At 72.5% G+C, this 16,413-nt stretch carries 15 protein-coding genes; 5 read left to right on the top strand and 10 right to left on the bottom strand.

The features are described 5' to 3' along the window. Positions 1–270: 270 nt before the first annotated feature. From AB0P03_RS01350 to AB0P03_RS01340, 3 genes are read right to left on the bottom strand one after another with little or no spacing between them, the layout of a single operon-like run. The gene (locus AB0P03_RS01350; RefSeq protein ID WP_363627507.1) at positions 271–1,224 is read right to left on the bottom strand and encodes a Gfo/Idh/MocA family oxidoreductase; all 954 of its coding nucleotides are present in this window, start codon (positions 1,222–1,224) and stop codon (positions 271–273) included. 52 nt (positions 1,225–1,276) lie between these two features. Next, on the bottom strand, positions 1,277–3,883 hold the full coding sequence (locus AB0P03_RS01345; protein ID WP_363627506.1) for a hypothetical protein: 2,607 nt from the start codon (positions 3,881–3,883) through the stop codon (positions 1,277–1,279). Between the two features lie 17 nt (positions 3,884–3,900). Continuing rightward, positions 3,901–4,023 carry a hypothetical protein gene (locus AB0P03_RS01340; protein ID WP_363585920.1) on the bottom strand — a complete coding sequence of 41 codons (123 nt, stop codon included), beginning with the start codon at positions 4,021–4,023 and terminating at the stop codon, positions 3,901–3,903. Between the two features lie 388 nt (positions 4,024–4,411). Here AB0P03_RS01340 and AB0P03_RS01335 point away from each other — a divergent pair, with 388 nt between their 5' ends. Continuing rightward, entirely contained in the window at positions 4,412–7,030 is a 2,619-nt protein-coding gene (locus tag AB0P03_RS01335; protein WP_363627505.1) for an ABC transporter permease, read from the top strand. 211 nt (positions 7,031–7,241) lie between these two features. On the opposite strand, the gene AB0P03_RS01330 is transcribed toward AB0P03_RS01335, so the two are convergent. Next, positions 7,242–8,060, bottom strand: coding sequence for an SAM-dependent methyltransferase (locus tag AB0P03_RS01330; RefSeq protein ID WP_363585919.1), 819 nt, complete (start codon positions 8,058–8,060; stop codon positions 7,242–7,244). A gap of 422 nt (positions 8,061–8,482) precedes the next feature. Between AB0P03_RS01330 and AB0P03_RS01325 the strand changes: the two genes are divergently transcribed. Next, the gene (locus AB0P03_RS01325; protein ID WP_363627504.1) at positions 8,483–9,043 is read left to right on the top strand and encodes a sigma factor-like helix-turn-helix DNA-binding protein; all 561 of its coding nucleotides are present in this window, start codon (positions 8,483–8,485) and stop codon (positions 9,041–9,043) included. Next, entirely contained in the window at positions 9,040–9,702 is a 663-nt protein-coding gene (locus AB0P03_RS01320) for a hypothetical protein (RefSeq protein ID WP_363585917.1), read from the top strand. The genes AB0P03_RS01325 and AB0P03_RS01320 overlap by 4 nt, the downstream gene beginning before the upstream one ends. Before the next feature lie 25 nt (positions 9,703–9,727). On the opposite strand, the gene AB0P03_RS01315 is transcribed toward AB0P03_RS01320, so the two are convergent. Continuing rightward, complete coding sequence (locus AB0P03_RS01315) at positions 9,728–10,687, bottom strand: pirin family protein (RefSeq protein WP_363627503.1); 960 nt, start codon at positions 10,685–10,687, stop codon at positions 9,728–9,730. A 206-nt stretch (positions 10,688–10,893) separates the two neighbouring features. After that, on the bottom strand, positions 10,894–11,577 hold the full coding sequence (gene rpe, locus AB0P03_RS01310; protein ID WP_363627502.1) for a ribulose-phosphate 3-epimerase: 684 nt from the start codon (positions 11,575–11,577) through the stop codon (positions 10,894–10,896). Between the two features lie 264 nt (positions 11,578–11,841). Between rpe and AB0P03_RS01305 the strand changes: the two genes are divergently transcribed. Continuing rightward, on the top strand, positions 11,842–12,693 hold the full coding sequence (locus tag AB0P03_RS01305) for a hypothetical protein (RefSeq protein WP_363583215.1): 852 nt from the start codon (positions 11,842–11,844) through the stop codon (positions 12,691–12,693). Positions 12,694–12,759: 66 nt separating this feature from the next. On the opposite strand, the gene AB0P03_RS01300 is transcribed toward AB0P03_RS01305, so the two are convergent. The 3 genes from AB0P03_RS01300 to AB0P03_RS01290 all read right to left on the bottom strand — a co-directional run bounded on the left by AB0P03_RS01300 (position 12,760) and on the right by AB0P03_RS01290 (position 14,959). Further along, complete coding sequence (locus tag AB0P03_RS01300; RefSeq protein WP_363627501.1) at positions 12,760–13,563, bottom strand: C39 family peptidase; 804 nt, start codon at positions 13,561–13,563, stop codon at positions 12,760–12,762. A gap of 69 nt (positions 13,564–13,632) precedes the next feature. Then, a complete protein-coding gene (locus tag AB0P03_RS01295; protein WP_363627543.1) occupies positions 13,633–14,217 on the bottom strand; it encodes a DUF4188 domain-containing protein in 585 nt (194 codons plus the stop codon). 112 nt (positions 14,218–14,329) lie between these two features. Next, complete coding sequence (locus AB0P03_RS01290; RefSeq protein ID WP_363583211.1) at positions 14,330–14,959, bottom strand: TetR/AcrR family transcriptional regulator; 630 nt, start codon at positions 14,957–14,959, stop codon at positions 14,330–14,332. A gap of 88 nt (positions 14,960–15,047) precedes the next feature. On the opposite strand from AB0P03_RS01290, the gene AB0P03_RS01285 reads away from it, so the two are divergent. Then, complete coding sequence (locus tag AB0P03_RS01285; protein WP_363627500.1) at positions 15,048–15,506, top strand: hypothetical protein; 459 nt, start codon at positions 15,048–15,050, stop codon at positions 15,504–15,506. A 17-nt stretch (positions 15,507–15,523) separates the two neighbouring features. Here the strand turns inward: AB0P03_RS01285 and AB0P03_RS01280 are convergent, their stop codons facing one another. Then, positions 15,524–16,240: a cyclic nucleotide-binding domain-containing protein gene (locus tag AB0P03_RS01280; protein WP_363583207.1), complete on the bottom strand. Its 717-nt coding sequence runs from the start codon at positions 16,238–16,240 to the stop codon at positions 15,524–15,526. Between the last annotated feature and the right edge of the window lie 173 nt (positions 16,241–16,413).

Below are 16,413 nucleotides of genomic sequence, written 5' to 3'. Positions count from 1 at the left end.
GCCGTACCGCCAGCCTCCCCCACCGGCCTGGCACTTCGTCAGTGATCTTTTTTTCCCGAACCACATGACAACTGTCACTGCGCACGGCCCACCGGCCGGAGGCCCCGCAGGCCCCACGCGCAGACCGTCCGGTGACTGGAGGCGAACCGCCGGGCCCTGCGGCTCTCCAACCGCCACGACCGGCCCGAGGAAGGAGGCCGCCGACCAGGTCGGCGAGTTGACCCCCTGGTAGCGCCCGCGGGTGCTCGTCGCAACGTCCCGCCCCGGGGACTACTCCGCGCCGGGCGCCGCGTGATGGATCTCGGTGATCCTCGCAGCCGCGTCGAACCCGAGGACCGGGTCGGGGCGGTCGGAGAGCAGGCTCTCGTACAGCGGCCGGTAATGGGCCACCTTCCGGGCCGTCCGACCGTCCGTCCCGAAGGCGGCGAGCAGGTCACCGTCCCGGGCTGCGAAGCCGGTCATGGAGGTGTGGTCGATCCACACCTCCACGCCCGCCCGGCCGAAGACCAGACTGCTCTCCTTGCTGCTGGAGCCCGTGAGCCAGCTGCTGCGCAGACGTGCGGTGCCCGACTCGCCCCGGGACCGGTACTCGGCGATGCACCACGCGCTGGCGCCGCCGTCCAGTTGCCGGGCGGAGGTGAGCGCCGTGAGGTCGACCAGGCGGGTGAGCATGCTGAGCTGGTTCACCCCGGAGTCCATCCAGCTGGAGCCGTAGGACTCGTAGGCATCGGTGCCCTTGAGGACGTAGGGGTCGTAGAACGCGGAGGTGACGGCCGTGACGGGCCCCCACTCGGGGTGCTCGGCAAGCAGTTCCGCCGCCCAGCCGACCTCCGGAGAGAAGGCGAAGTGGTGCGCGGTGAACAACCGGCCCCGCACGTCGACCGCTTCGTCCAGCGCGCGGATCCGCCCGAGCGAGGCGAGGTCGTGGACGAGGGGTTTCTCGACCAGCACCTTGGCCGTGGAGAGCCGGAGAGCCTGGGCCGCCAGCTCCGCGTGCGTGTGCGTGGGAGTGGCGAGCACGAGCAGATCGGGTCGGTGCTCCGCGAGCGCGTCGTCCAGGCCGGCGTAGTGACGCGGGGTGGTTCCACGGAACGAGGGCGGTTCCGGCCGGTTCGGATCGACCGTGAACTCGACCAGCACATCGGCCCGTTCGGCCAGGACTGCGAGATGGGTCTGCGCGATGGTGCCGACGCCGACGAGGCCGACGCTCACGAGGTCAGTCATCAAACTCTGCTTTCTCCGGACGACTCGGCCGAGGTGCGGGGGCCGGGGAGAGTCATCGACGTGTCACCACCGCTGCCCAGCGACCCAACGACGCGACGGGGCCGTCCACCCAGCCGACGGCAGGCAGGTGCTCCGCGGCGGCGAGGGAGCCGTCGATCCAGGAAGTCGTGATGGGAACCCAGTAGGTGTTGCCTCCGGACGTACGGGTGCGCGCATCGAGCTCGGATCGCGTGCGACGAGCACCCTCGTGGTCACCGGCGAGGACGCCGAGGAGGATCTCGGCCACGTCCGCCAGGTTGTGACCGCCCCGGTAAGCGATCCCGTCCGCAAGGTGCCGGGTGTCTCCTACTGCGGACCGGGCAGCGCCGACGTCGCCGGCCATGGCATGGGCCACCGCCTCGGCGGACCGGAGCTTGACCAGTTCGACGGGGTTGGGCACCAGGTCGAGCAGTTCCCGGGCCCGGCCCGCCGCGTCGGCGACGGCTGCCGTGTCCCCGGACCAGCAGGCGGTCTGCGCCAGGTTGGCGAGTGCCTTCGCCTCTGCGGCGGCCAGTCCCTCGCGCCTCGCCAGGCCGATCGCCTCGTGGTAGACGGAAGTCGCTTCCTCGAAGCGGGCGTTGACCCGCCAGATGTGCCCGGTCAGCCGGAGCCGTTCGCCTTCGTCCTCCGGGCCACGGACCGGTTGTTCATGCAGGGAGGCGAGAGCGGCCGCGAACCGCCCGTTGAGGTAGTCGAAGTCGCTGAGCCAGTAGCGGGCGGCCGCGTCGAACTCGCCCCCCACCAAGCCCCGGTAGATCTCCGCGGCCTGCGTGTAGTCGCCGTGGTTGCGCAGGGCGTGGGCGAGGTGGATGCGGACCAGCTGTGCCGTTCGGCCACCGTGCCGCACGCCTCCGGCCGCGCCGCCGAGCAACTCGATCGCCTCCTCGACGCGGCCGGTCCGGCGGAGCTGGACTCCCCGGATGGCGGCCCGGATCGCCCGGTACTCGGGGAGGCCCACCGGGGCGCCGGTAAGACCGGCTCCGAGCTCCGACCACTGGCCGGCCTCGACGAGTCGCTGCGTGGCCAGCGCCATCCAGTCGTCGAAGACACCGTGCTCGGCAGAGAGCTTGAGCCCGGTTTCGAGGGCTTGCGCCGTCGCCACCCGCCCGCCGGAGGCGCCCAGGCGTTCGCCCAGCCAGCTCAGCAGCCGGGCGGCGACCTCACTGCGGTCACGATCCGACCAACCGTCAGGAAGCGTCCGGTCCGCCTCGCCGATGGCCTGCCGCAACGCCACGTGCAACGCGTACGGGAACGCATAGGCGTCGTCGTGTGTCAGGAACGGTCGGCGAAGGAACCGTGCCACGCTCCCGTCGGAGACTCCGGGTTGACCGGCGCGCAGCAGCTCCGCGCCCACCCGGTCGGTGAGCGCGGCTGTTCGGACCAGGTCGCGTTCCTCCCGGGGGAGGTCCCTGATCGACCGGGTCGCGACGGCTGTGAACGAGCCGCCGAAGTCCGCCACGGAAGGTTGCCCACCGCGTGCCAGCAGGGCGGCGCAGTGGGAGACCGACAGGTCCAGGTACAGGGGAAGCCCCTGGCCGCCGGAGATGACGCGTTCCCGGATCTCCGCCGACATCGCGGGCTCACCGTCCCGGACGAGGGCCTCACGGAGATAGCTGTCCGCGTCGGAGTCCGACAGGTACCCCACGAGGTGCTGCCGTGGTTCGGCCGTGTCGTTGCTGAAGTGCAGATGGGGCCAGCACTCCGGGCCGGTGAAGTCCAGCTCGCCGCCCGCACCCGAGTCGGCCCAGTCGATCCGGTTCCGGCCGGTGATGACGAACAGCACGTTCGGCATCAGATAGGCGCAGCGCTGGACGAACCGTTCCACTGCGCGATCGGCCTGACCGTTGACCACCTCGAAGGTGTCGAGGAAGACGCACACCCGGGGCCGCCGGCCCGGCCGACCGCCCCGGGGCTGCCGTTCCAAGTCCCAGGCCAGCAGGTACGGGAAGTACGAGAGCGTCTCGTAGTCGGCGTCCGCCTCGACCAGTTCGGCGAACAGATCGCAGTCGGCCAGCAGCCGGCCCTCCCGCACCCGGTCCCGGACAGCGCGGTACGTGACCAGCGCGGCCCGGTGGGCCAGTCCGGTCAGACCTCCCAGACCACCCGGGTCGACCTGCTTCACGGCCTCCGCGATCTGGTCACCCAGCGCGATGCTCCGCGAGGCGCGCCGCAGCGCCGGCGAGGCGTCCAGGAACTCCTGCAAGGCCTCGCCGGGGTGGGCGCGAGCCCAGTAGGAGGCCAGTGCCAGGTCGAAGGCCGGCCAACGGCTCCCCAACTGGCCCAGGGCGGCCCTCAGACGCAGCAACAGGCTCTCGATGTCGCCGGCGCCCTCCTCCGAGAGATCGATCCGCACGGTCACCACGTCGTCGCGCTCCTTCTCCCGCGCTTCGGCGAGGAGGCGGCGCTCCAGCTCGTGGGAGAGCGTCGTCTTGCCTATGCCACCCACGCCGTAGAAGGTCAGCACATTGCGGCGGCCCTGCCCGCGGTCCACGACCGGCGAGACCTCGGCCTCGTCCAGCATCCGGTGAAGCTCGTCGACCGACCGGGCGAATGCGGCCACTTCGTCGACCCGGTTGGTGAAGACCTGCTGAGCCGTGACGGTGGACGAAAGGCCGCTCATGAATGCAGCCCTCAGGTTCACCCGTGCCATGCGGCCTCCAGACGTGCGTCGAGCCACGGTCGGTTCGGCGGCATCTCCCGCGACAGGATGCCGTGCTGAAATCTTGTCAGTGATTGCTGCGGCGCCACAATCTCGTCCATGGGGATTTCAGACGGCCGACCCCGTGCGTTCCTCGGCCACGACGACGGGGCGCGGCGGGGCCTCGGGTAGGCTCCCCGAGCATGTCTCAACCTGCGTGGCGTGCCGCATCCGCCGACTGGTCGATCCGTTGGGGTGCGGCGTCGAGGAGTTACGGTTCGTCAAGGAGCCTGATACCGGCGCTGGATGTCGTACGCGTCGGACTGGATCGTGGCGCCCGCACTCCCGGAGTGGGACCGTCCGATTCCGGCAGGAGTGCCTTTCCCGGGTGTGCGACCCGATGACCACGCCGGCCGTGGAGGAGATCGTCACGCCGCCGTTGCGGCTCGCGGGCGAGCCGCGCCGGCCCGCCTCGGGGCAGGTCGCGGCGCGCGTGACGTACCTGGGCGCGTGGTGATCCGCCGCATCCGACGGCTGGTCCGCCTCGTGGTGCCGGACCGCAAGGGCCTGTCGCTGGCCTGGAGCACGATCAGGGGGCGCAAGGGCGGCTTCGTCGGCTCCTTCGTCGCGATCGCCATGGGCTCGGCGGTGATCACCGCCTGCGGGATCCTGCTGATGTCCGGGCTCAGCAGCGGGGTGGCCCCCGAACGCTACTCGGGCGCGGCGGTGGTCCTCGGCGCGGAGCAGTCGTACTGGCTGGACGAGAGCTCCGAGGTCCGCTACAGCGAGCGCGTCACGCTGCCCGCCGACAAGGTCGCCGCCGTCGCCGCCGTGCCCGGTGTCCGCTCCGCCGTCGGCGATGTCGACGTCGAGGTCGGCGTGCTGGCCCCGGACGGCCGCGCGGTGGGCGGCCCGGACGGCTTCCCCGTGGTCGGGCACGGCTGGTCCGCCGCGGTGCTCGGGCCGTTCGCGGTGCGTGCGGGCAGCGCGCCCGCCGGGCCCGACGAGGTCGTACTCGACGCCGGGCTCGCCGCGCGCGCCCACGTGTCGCCCGGCGCGACGGTGCGGCTCGTGGTCGGCTCGGTCGCGTCGCCGTACCGCGTGGTGGGCGTCGCCGCCCCGCCGGGGGGCGGGTTGGGCCGCCAGTCCGCGGTGTTCTTCACCGACGGCCGGGCGGCCGAGCTGTCCGGCCGTCCGGACCGGGTGGACGCGATCGGTGTGCGGGCCGGGCCCGACGTCACCCCGGAGCAACTGGCCGGCAGGATCACGGCCGCCGTGCCGGGGGTGGTGGCCCACACCGGCGCGGAACGCGGCGACGTGGAGTTCTTGGACGTGGGCGACGCCCGCAGCCTGGTGGTCGAGACGTCGGCGTCGTTCGGCGGCACCATGGTGCTGATCGTGGTGTTCGTGGTGGCGAGCACGCTCGCGCTGTCGGTGCGGCAGCGCGGGCGCGAACTGGCCCTGCTGCGTGCCATCGGCGCGACGCCCCGGCAGATCCACCGGATGATCGGCGCCGAGATGACCCTGGTGTCGTTGGCGGGTGCCCTGGTCGGCGCGATCCCCGGCGTCGTCATCGCGTTCGTGATGCGCGGCGTGTTCGTCCTCGCGGGCGCGATGCCCGCGGACTTCCGGATGGACGTGGGGTGGCTGCCCTTCCTCGCCTCGCTGGTGCTGTGCATGACCAGCGCCCGGCTCGGCGGCTGGCTGGTCGCGCGCCGGGTGTCCGGGACCAGCCCGGTCGAGGCGCTCGGGGACGCCGCCGTCGAGCCCGGGAGGATCGGCCGGGTCCGGTTGGCCATCGGCTTCCTGCTCGTCCCGCTCGGGCTGCTGCTGACCTCGGGCGAGGTGGCGGTGTCGGGTGACTCCGCCGCCGACACCGCGGCGAGCGCGGTCCTGTTGTTCGTCGTGGCGCTGGGGTGTGTCGGCCCGCTGCTGATCAGAGGCGCCGTCGTGCTGTTCGGCCCGCGCCTGAACCGGCAGTCCAAGGCCCCCGGCTTCCTCGCCCAGGCCAACGCGCGAGCCGATGCGCGGCGACTCGCTTCGGCCGTCACCCCGCTGGCCATGGGCGTGACCCTGGCCGCCGTGCAGGTGTTCGGCGCCTCCACGACGATCGCGGCGTCGCAGGAGCAACTCGACGCCGGCCTGCGGGCCGACCACGTGCTGACCTCGTCGTCCGGCGCCGGGGTGTCCCCGGAGGTCGTGGACGGCGTGCGCGGCGTGCCCGGCGCCGCCGTGGCGACGCCGGTGGCACGGATGCGGGTGCTGCTGACGTTCCCGTCCGAGAACAGCACCGCGACCAAGGTCTTCGCCGCCCAGGGCGTCGCGCCCGAACGGCTCTCCGAGACCATGGACCTCAAGGTGGTCGAGGGCGACACCGCGGAACTGCGCGGCGAGACGGTGGCGTTGAGCCGCGCCGTCGCGGACACCGTCCATGCGCAGCGCGGTGGGACGGTCGACCTGCGGCTCGGCGACGGCACGGCGGTCAGGCCGAGGGTGGTGGCGGTCTACGAGCGGGGCTCGGGCTTCGGGGACGTCACCCTGCCCAACGACCTCGTCGTCGCGCACACCACCGCGCGGGTCGACACCGCCGTGCTGGTCAGGTCCGCGGACGGGACCGACCCGAAGGCGCTCGCCGACGCGCTGCGCGGCGCGGTCGGACGCTACCCGACGGTCCAGGTGGGCGGCCAGGAGGCGTTCAAGGCCGCGCCCGGGGGCGGCGGTTCGGGTGACTGGGCGCTCAACCTCCTGTTCCAGACCGTGCTGTTGGGCTACATCGCCATCGCCGTGGTGAACACCCTGGTGATGGCGACGGCGGCGCGGGTGCGCGAGTTCGCGATGCTGCAACTCATCGGCGCCGACCGGGCCCAGGTCCGCGCGATGATGAACGGCGAAGCCAGGATCGTGGTCTTCTCGGCGCTGCTGTTCGGTCTGCTGGCGACGATCCCGCCCCTGGTCGGCATCAGCCTCGGGCTGACGGAGTCACCCGTTCCGTCCGTCTCCCCCTTCGGCCTCGTCGGCCTCGTCGCGATCGTGGCGGTCACCGTCGCGCTCTCCTGGGGTTCGATCGCGGTGGCCACCCGGTCCGCCCTGCGGCCGGCGCCGGTCGACGCGATCGGCGGGCGCGAGTGAGCCGCCCGGCGAGCGGCTGATGCGGCCCGCCGACCGCTCACCGCCGACCGCTCACCGCTCACCGCTCACCGCTGACCGCTGACCGCGACTGACAACGACTCCTGCCGCCACCGGCGGTGGGCGCACCCGGGTCCCGGAATGCCGATGTACGGGCTTGAACATCCGGGCTTCGAAGCTGCCAGACTGGAAGCTGCCGGACTGGGAGAACGGCTCAGGGGCGGATGGCGACGGCCCCGTAGCAGGAGGCCGCTGCGTCGGTGATGTGCTCGGTGTCGTCCGCAGGCGCCGCCGGGTGCCAGCGCGGAGTGGCCGCGACGCCCGGCTCCAGGAGGTTCCAGCCGGTGAAGAACTGCGCGAACTCGTCGCGGGTGCAGGCGGCGACGGGGGTTCCCGCGGCGGTGTAGACCTGGATGAGCCGGGCGGTCTCCTCGGCGGCGAAGTCCTGCGTGAAGTGGCTGACCACCAGCGCGGAACCGCTGGGCAGTTGTGCCTTGAGGCCTTCGGTGATCCGCTGGGCCTCGAACGGCACGAAGTGCAGCAGGGCGTTCATGCTGAGCGCGATCGGCTGGGTGAAGTCCAGGATCGCCCGGGCCGAGTCCAACAGGTCTCCGGGCTCGCGCACATCGGCCTGCACGTAGGCGGTGACGCCCTGCTCGGTGCCGCGCAGGAGCGCCTGCGCGTGGAGGAGCACGATCGGGTCGTTGTCGGCGTAGACGACCTTGGCGTCCGGTGCGACCGACTGCGCGACCTCGTGCAGGTTCGGCGAGGTGGGGATCCCGGTGCCGATGTCGAGGAACTGTCGGATCCCGGCCTCGGCGAGCAGCTGCGTCGACCGGCGCATGAAGGCACGGTTGGCGCGCGCGGCGGAGCGGGCGTAGGGGAAGACCGCCAGGGCCCGGCCGGCGGCCTCACGGTCGGCGGGGAAGTTCGTCGTGCCGCCGAGGTAGTAGTCGTACATCCGTGCCGAGTGGGCCAGGTGTATGTCGAGGTTGACCTCTACGTCGTCGGTCCTGGCGGTGCCGTCCGTCATGCGTTCCCCCTGATACGTCATCGACTCGCCCTGCGCAGGACAGGACCGATCCGCGCCCGCGCCACCGTGGCGAGCGGTGGCGGACCCTGGCGCGGCCCCTTCCACTATGCCCACACGCCCGAACGGCCAAGCAAGGGCCGCCGCCGGTGACGACGCGACCGTGAAGCAGGACGACCGAATCAGAGCATGTAGTGACTCACTCTGACCATGTTCCGCACGGTATCTCCATCATCAGCCGCACCTTATGTCTGATCTCGAAACACCTTGTCGCGGTTTAACATCTCGGCATCCAATCCGCCTTAATGTTCCTACCAGGGAAGCGAGTTCCCACTGTGACCGCCGCACGGCCGTGGGGCTCAGCCACGGTCGACGGCCCGCGCCGGACGGCAGCCGACAGGCGTGCCGCAGGGGAGGAATGGGACGTGACCGAGAGCGACTGGGTGGTCGGAGACCGGGACCGCCTGACGTTCGACGCGTTCTGCGACACGCACGAGGGGGCGTGGACCGGGTTCGCCCGCGCGCGCCTTCGCGACGACGACGCCGCACACAGAGCGGTGGAGATCGCGAAGGTCCGCGTGTGGAAGGAGTGGCCGCGCATCCTGCGCGAGAAGATCCCACCGTTCCACGCCTGGACGATCCTCAAGGAGGAGATCGGCGCCACCCTGGCGGAACTGATGATGAACGGCGAGCCGCTGCCCACCCAGGCGAGCGTCCCCGGGTGGGTCTACGCCGTGCGGATCGCCGCCGAGCGGGCGCAGCACCTGATGGAGACCGGGGGCAGTCACGAGCAACTGTACGTCGCGCTGCGGCGGTTGTCCGAGCGGCGGCACGACGTGATCGTGCTGCGCTACCTGCTCGACCTGCCGGACGAGCAGATCGCCGACTGCCTGGGGACGACCGAGGCCAACGTCCGTTCGACCGCGAGCCAGGCTCTCGACCGTCTGGCCGCGGCGCTCGGCGGCCGACGCGGGGAGAGCCGGTGAGCACCGAGCACGACCGGGCCCTGCACCCGAACATGGCCGGCATCCACCTGCCCACCCGGGCCCCGCGACCGCAGCCAGGGGGCACGGGCGTCTCCTGGGAGCGGCTGCTGACCGCCCCGAGTCCGCTGTCCTCAGAGCACAAGCAGGCGGCCCACGAACTCGACCTCGCCGCGTCCCTGGTCCTCTCGATGCCGTCCGCCGCGGCCTCCCTGGGCCTCCTCGTCAACGCCGAGCAGATCCACCCCGAGGGCGCCCTCGTCCTCGGCGCGCTGCTGTACGTCGCGGGCCATCGCGACGGCGCCCAGTTCTGGTGGCAGTTCGCGGCCGGCGGCGGTTCCTACACCTCCGCGTCGTTCCTGAGCCTGTTGCACCGCAGCCTCGGGGAGTTCCTGGACGCGGAAGTCTGGCGCCAACAGGCCGAAGCACTGGCCACCAACCCCCGCCCGCCACAGCGCGTCCTGAGCACTCCTCACGCACTGCTGCCGGCCCAGGTGCTCACCGACATCCTCGCCCGGTGCCACTACGGCCTCGACGTGAAGCTGCCCCCCCGCCTCGCGGCCGTCATCCACCAACTCCCCGTCGCCGGCGACGACCCCGAGTACGGCGAACTCCCCCAGATGAGCAGCACCCTCGTCCGCGACCTCACCGACGAACGCTAGCGACCGCGAACCCCGTCTCCCCGCCTCAGCGCACGCGCCCCCGCGCCTTCAGCGGAAGGGCGGGGAGCTCCGGAGCCCGCAGCCGGTCGCCGGCGTAGCCGTGGACGTCACCGAAGCGGGCGGTGGACATCCAGTCCTCGCGGGCCCGGGTGATCTCCTCACCGGACCGGCCGATGAAGTTCCACCACATGAGGATCTGCTCGTCGAAGGGTTCGCCGCCGAGGAGGAGGACGGCGGCGTCGGTGCGGGCGTGGAGGGGGAGTTCGGGGCGGCCGCAGCCGAGGTAGAGCATGGAGCCGGGTTCGACGCGGACGCCGTCGACGTCGACGCTGCCGGACATGGAGAGGACGGCGTACTCGAAGTCGGGGACGAGCGGGAGCTTGAGGTCGGCGCCCTCGGTGAGGGCGAGGTCGGCGCCGACGAGGGGGGTGTAGGCGGTGCCGGGCGAGGTGGCGGTGTCGAGGGTGCCGAGGATGACGGTGCCGTGCAGGCCGGGGGCGGTGACGACGGGCAGGTCGCCGTGGTGCTCGAAGGTGGGGGCGGTGTGCCGGTGGGCGTCCGGGAGGGCGACCCAGAGCTGGGCGCCGTGCAGGTAGCGGGCGTGCGGGCGCGGGGATTCCTCGGAGTGGGAGATCGCCCGGCCGGAGGTCATCAGGCCCAGTTCGTACGGGCGGACGGTCTGGAGGCTGCCGAGGCTGTCGCGGTGCAGCACCTCGCCCTGGTGGAGCCAGCTGACCGTCTGGAGGCCCATGTGGGGGTGGGGCGGGACCTGCATGCCGGGTTCGTCGGCGATGTCGTCGGGTCCGTAGTGGTCGACGAAGCACCAGGCGCCGACCATCCGGCGGCCCAGGTTGGGGAGCAGTCGGCGGACCATCGTGCTCTCGCCGAGCTGGACCTGACGTCCGGTCAACAGATCCTTGACCGGTCCGGTGTCGGCCTCGCGGCCGCAGGTGGTCGGGGAGGGCTTGCGGTCGAGGTTGCTCATGTGCGGTTCCACCACCGTGCGGAGAGGGGCCGGGCGAGGGGCGTTCGCCAACGATCATCCCTGACGACCGCTGGATCCTCCACCCCTCGCCGGGCGGGCCAGGCCGGCCGGGCCCCTGGATGACGGCCGGCCCGGCCCCTGAACAGCCCCGTCTCTGAACGGCCCGGCCCCTGAACGGTCCCGCCCCTGAACGGCTCCGCCCGGGCTCAGTGCCCGCAGGCCCACCAGGCGTCCGCCGAGGCCTTGGTCGCGAGCTCCCGCAGCTTGCGCACGGCCTCGGCCGGGTCCTCGGCCCCGTACACCGCCGAGCCGGCCACGAACACGTCGGCGCCGGCCTCGGCGCAGCGCTCGATGGTGCCGACGGAGACGCCGCCGTCGACCTGGAGCCACAGTTCCAGGTCGTGCTTGGCGATCAGCTCCCGGGTGCGGCGGATCTTCGGCAGCATGATGTCGAGGAACGCCTGGCCGCCGAAGCCGGGCTCGACGGTCATGATCAGCAGCATGTCGAGCTCGGGCAGCAGGTCCTCGTACGGCTCGATGGGCGTGCCCGGCTTGAGGGCCATGGAGGCGCGGGCGCCCTTGGCGCGGATCTCGCGGGCGAGGCGGACGGGCGCGGCGGCGGCCTCGACGTGGAAGGTGACGGAGCCGGCGCCGGCCTCGACGTACTGGGGGGCCCAGCGGTCCGGGTCCTCGATCATCAGGTGGCAGTCGAGCGGGATGTCGGTGGCGCGGGCGAGCGACTCGACGATCGGGATGCCGAGGGTGAGGTTGGGGACGAAGTGGTTGTCCATCACGTCGACGTGCAGCCAGTCCGAGCCCCTGACGGCCTCGGCCTCGTCGGCGAGCCGGGCGAAGTCCGCGGACAGGATGCTGGGGTTGATCTGCGCCATTACCGACTACCTTCACACGAGGGTTCACTGGAGGGCTGCGGCGTCCCGGGAGCGGGCACCTCGTCCCATCATCTCGCGCCGCCGCCCCGCCGGGCGCACACCGGGACCTCCCCGTGACCGTCATCACACCCGGTCCGGGATTACCGTGGCCGCCGCCGTGGTCATCAGCACTGAAGCGGCCCGCGCGCGCCCGATCCGTCGGCGCCCGCCGAGCCGCCCCGTCCGGCCGGGTTCGCCCCGCCCCTCTCCGAGGAAGGTCCTTCGATGGCCGATCTCGTCCACCCCGCCCGTGCCCTGTGGTGGCTCTTCGAACCGGTGCACTCCGTCACCTACTTCCTGCCCGAGAGCCGCGAGGCCTACGAGGCGGCCGGACTGCACGGCGGCTGGCGCGGCTACTTCGCCAGCCGGTCGGCGCCGCTGGGTGCGGTGGACGCGCCGCCGGTGATCGCCGCGTTCTTCAGCTTCTCCCCGGCGATGGTCGAGCGCGCGCTGCCGGAGGTGTGGACGCACGCGAGCCCGGAGGAGGCGCTGGCCGCCCGGCTGAAGGGCTCGGCGGGGGCGCTGGCCCGGCTGCTGGAGCACGTGGACCCGGCGCAGGTCGAACTGGTGGTGGAGGCCCTGGAGCGGGCCGCTGGCCGGCTCGACTGCGTCGGCCGGGTGCTGGCCGCCGCCAACGCCGCGCTGCCCCGCCCCTCCGGCCTGTACGAACGGCTGTGGCAGGCCGCCACGGTGATGCGCGAGCACCGCGGGGACGGCCACGTGGCGGCCCTGGTGGCGGCCGGCCTGGACGGGTGCGAGGCGCTGGTGGTCCGGTGCGCGATGGACGTCCGGCGCGAGATGCTCCAGCCGATGCGCGGCTGGACGGACGAGGAGTGGGACGCGGCCGCGGCGCGCCTGGTCGAGCGGGGCTGGCTGACCACGGCGGGCTCGGTGACCGAACTCGGCCGGATCCGGCACCAGTCCCTGGAGGCCGCCACCGACCTGGCCGCCGCGCGGGTCTGGGAGGACTACCCGCGCGCCGAACTCGACCGCCTGGCCGCCGCGTTGAAGCCGATATCGGCGCTCTGTCGCAGCCAGCTCCCGGTCAACCCGGCCGGCCTGCCGGACAACCCCTGATCAGCCCCTGATCAGCCCCCGATCAGCTCCTGATCAGGGGCTGATCAGGTCCCGACCAGCCGCCGGTCAGCTCCCGACCGGTTGCTGGTCGGGAACCGATCGGGCGCCACCCGCGCCACCCGCGCCCGGCGGGCCGAGGACGATCCCCCGCCCGGCGTAGAAGCGCTCGAACGACCGCCACGGCACGTGCGCGAAGGACTGCGACTCCCCCGGGAATCCGGACGGGTTGTGGATCACCACCGCCGTGTCCGTGGCGCCCACCACCAGCACCAGGTGTCCGCCCCGCCGCACCGGTGCCGGACCGGCCGGCTCCCGGATCGCGGGATGCACCGACACCATCACCAGCCGCCCGCCGGCCACCTCGGCCGCCAGCTCCGCGGGCGCCAACTCCCGTGCCTGCGCGGCCAGTCCCCAGCGCCTCCGGACGTAGTCGGCGAACGGCGTGTGGATCAGTCCGCGCAGGCTCTCGCCGTCCCGGACGTAGGCCCCCGCCGCCACGCACTCCCCGGCCAGCGTGAGCGCCGGCGGCGCCAGGCCCCACCAGTGGTCGAGCGCCATCCGCAGGCAGGCCACCCCGCACAGCCGCCACGACCACCACGCGTACTCCTCCGGGGTGGCCGCACCGGACTGCCCCCACCGAGGGTCCTCGGCCGCGTCGACCTGCCCGTCGATGATCACCCGCACCAGTTCGGCCGACTCCCACTGCGCGTGGTACGGCACCTCGTGCACCACCGGCCCGCCCGTGGGTGCGCCGCCCGCCTGTGCGCCCGCCTGTGCGCCCGCCGGTGCCCCGGTCGATGCGCCGGTCGGCGCGCCCGCCCGTACACCTCTCGGCGCGCCCGCCGGCATCCCGCCCTGCTCCTCCGCCATCCCCCGACGCTCTCACGCCGCAGCGCCCGGGCCGACCCGCGACACTCCCTGAGCGCCCGGTGAGCACCCCTACTCGGGCACCCGCTCCCCCGAGACCTCCTTCAAGCCCTCCTTCGAGCCCTCCTGCCGGCCCTCCTTCGAGCCGTCCTGCGGACCCTCCCCCGACCGGTAGGCCAGCCGCTGCGACGCGCGGCGCCCGCGCGCCTCGAGCGGCAGGGAGCCGGTGGCGCCCGCGAGACCGAACGGCGGCATGTCGAAGTAGATCGACTCGTACCCGCCCTCCGGCACCACGTACGTCTCGTGCCACAGCCCGACGTGCCGACGGGCCTTCCCCTCCCGCAGTTTGCGGTTGACGATGCCCCAGACGCTGTGGTGGAAGCCGTCCGGCGCGCTCGCGTAGCCGTACAGCTTCTCCTTCGACTCCCAGTACTGGACGACGTAGTACGTGCGCGGCGAGGCGGTGAGCAGGATCCGTCCGCGCAGGCCGCGTTCGGGGCTGCGCCCCAGTTCGTACAGCATCCGGAACATCGCGAACATCACCGGGCCCCAGTGGTGGACGGCCCAGAAGCGGTTGATCCGCATGCCGATCAGCAGCACCACGGTGTCGCCGGTGGCGCCCGCGGTGGTGTAGCCCGGCGTCGGCTTGGCGAACATCGATCGGACGAACGTCGTTCCCATGGACATCTCAGCCTCCCGCACCCCATGTAATCGGTGATTACATCAGGGCCGGGAAACCCGGTCAAGGCTCACTGCACGCACAAATCGGTTACTGCGAAGGAAGGTTGGCGATTCCCTGGCCGAAGGTGTCGAGCACCTTCCCGGCCAGCTCCTCCGCCTCCTCCTCCGGCAGGTAGCCATCCACGATCATCTGCGCCAGCCCGAACACCAGCGCCTGCCCGGCCAGCCCCATCAGCCCCGGATCCCCCGGGCGCAACCGGCCCGCCTCCTGGTCCGCCACGATCAGACCGGTGAACGCCCTGTCCATGCCGTCCAGTTGATCCCGCAGCTCCGGCTCCCGCGAGGCCACGAACACCCGCGAACGCACCAGATCGAACCGGTGCGGATGGTGCAGCGCGTACCGGACGAACCCGAGCCCGACCGCCCGCATCACCGACCCCCCGGCCGACCCCCCGGCCGGATCCACCGCCGCCACCTCGGCCTCCTGGCACCGCGCGAAGTCCGCCAGCACCCGGTCCGCCAGCGCCGTCAACAACGCCTGCCGGTCCGCGAAGTGGCGAAACGGCGCCCCCGCCGACACCCCGGCCCGCCGCGCCACCTCCCGCATGCTCACCTTCTCCTGCCCGTACTCGTCCAGCAGCTCGAACGCCGCGGCGACCAGCGCCTCCGGCAGCGATCCGTGGTGGTACGAGCTGCGCCCGCCAGGCCGTTCCGTCATGCCTGCCTTGCTACCACAGCAGGCCGCCCCACCAGGAAACCGTCACCCCACCGATCGGAGCCCCATGCCCACGCCCGCACCTACGCCCATGCCTATGCCCACGCCGGCCTCCACCCCCCAACCCGCCTCCCGCGCCGCCGTCTTCGCCGCCGCCTACGCCCTCCTCCGCGCCTCCGCCACCCTCGCCGACCACTGGATCCAGACCGACCACCAGGCCGGCACCAAGGGCCGGCCCACCCCGGCCGGCCGCCGCGCCTGCACCGCACACGTCGCCGCCTACACCGCCACCCAGGCCGCCGCCCTCCTCCTCGGCACCCGCGCCCTCGGCCTCCGCCCCAAACCCCGCCGCCTCCTCGCCGCCCTCGCGCTGTCCGCCGCCACCCACTACCTCGCCGACCGCCGCGAACCCCTCCGTCGGGCGGCCGACTTCACCCGGCGGGGAGACTTCGTGCGGCTCGCCGACCACGGCATGAACGGCGCCTACCTCCTGGACCAGGCCTGGCACCACGTGTTCGAGACCGGCGCCGCCCTGATCGCCGCGACGTGACAACGGCCGTCAGCCGCTCACGACAGTCCGCCGAGCCGCGCGGCGGCGGCGCGCAGACCCTCGGGGTCCTCGACCACGAGCCGCCCCCGCCGACCGGCCAGCGTCCCGCCGAACGGCGTCACCGACACGACCTGCCGTACCTGCTTGGCGCCGATGCCCAGGCAACTTGCGAGATCCCTTTGGACAACCGGAAGTTGGACGTCATTCGCCACACTCCGCGTAATCCCCTCCTCGTGGTCGAGCAGCGGCACAAGGACCCATGCGACCCGGGCCCGGTTGTCGCCGGGCTGCGCCAGCATCTGGGCCTCCCAGTGTCGGCCGGCGATGTACGACGAGATCGCCAAGCCGTAGTCGCGCTGGAAACCGGGGCTCCGAAACGTCTCCCCGGGCACGATCGCCACCTCACAGTCGGTGTACGCCGTCACCGTGGCCGTCCGCACGCCGAAACCGAGCACCGCGAGATCCCCGATGAGGTCGCCGCCACGCCGGAAGGCAAGCAGCCGCTTACCCGCACCGGCACGACCCCCGATCTGGTCGACCCTCACCACACCTCTGATCACGACGATCACGAAGGCGCCCACGTCGCCCTGCCCCACCAGCTTCCGGCCCGCCGGAAGCTTCCTCCGCTCGGTGCCCTTGAGGACGCCGTTCCACGCGGCCGGGCCCACGAGCGCCTGAAAGGTCCGGTTCGGGCCCATGAGCAGCCCCGACGAGGAGTTGTTGCACAAGTTCATGGCGGGAGATTAGGGGAGCGATCGCCAACCAAGGCCCGGGTAGGACGAGTTGGCGCATGAGGCGCGATCCGCCCGGCACCGGCTGCTACCCTGCCGCGCCCCTTCGCCGGCCACGAACCAGGTGTGGCGCAGGACACACCGCTAAGGGGTCGCGGGCCCCCTAATCCTCGCCG

Origin of the sequence: Kitasatospora sp. NPDC088779 (assembly GCF_040685395.1) — a bacterium.
In the GTDB taxonomy this organism is placed as follows: domain Bacteria; phylum Actinomycetota; class Actinomycetes; order Streptomycetales; family Streptomycetaceae; genus Kitasatospora.
Note: the sequence above shows the minus strand (reverse complement) of the source record. Positions and strands in the feature narration are given on the sequence as shown.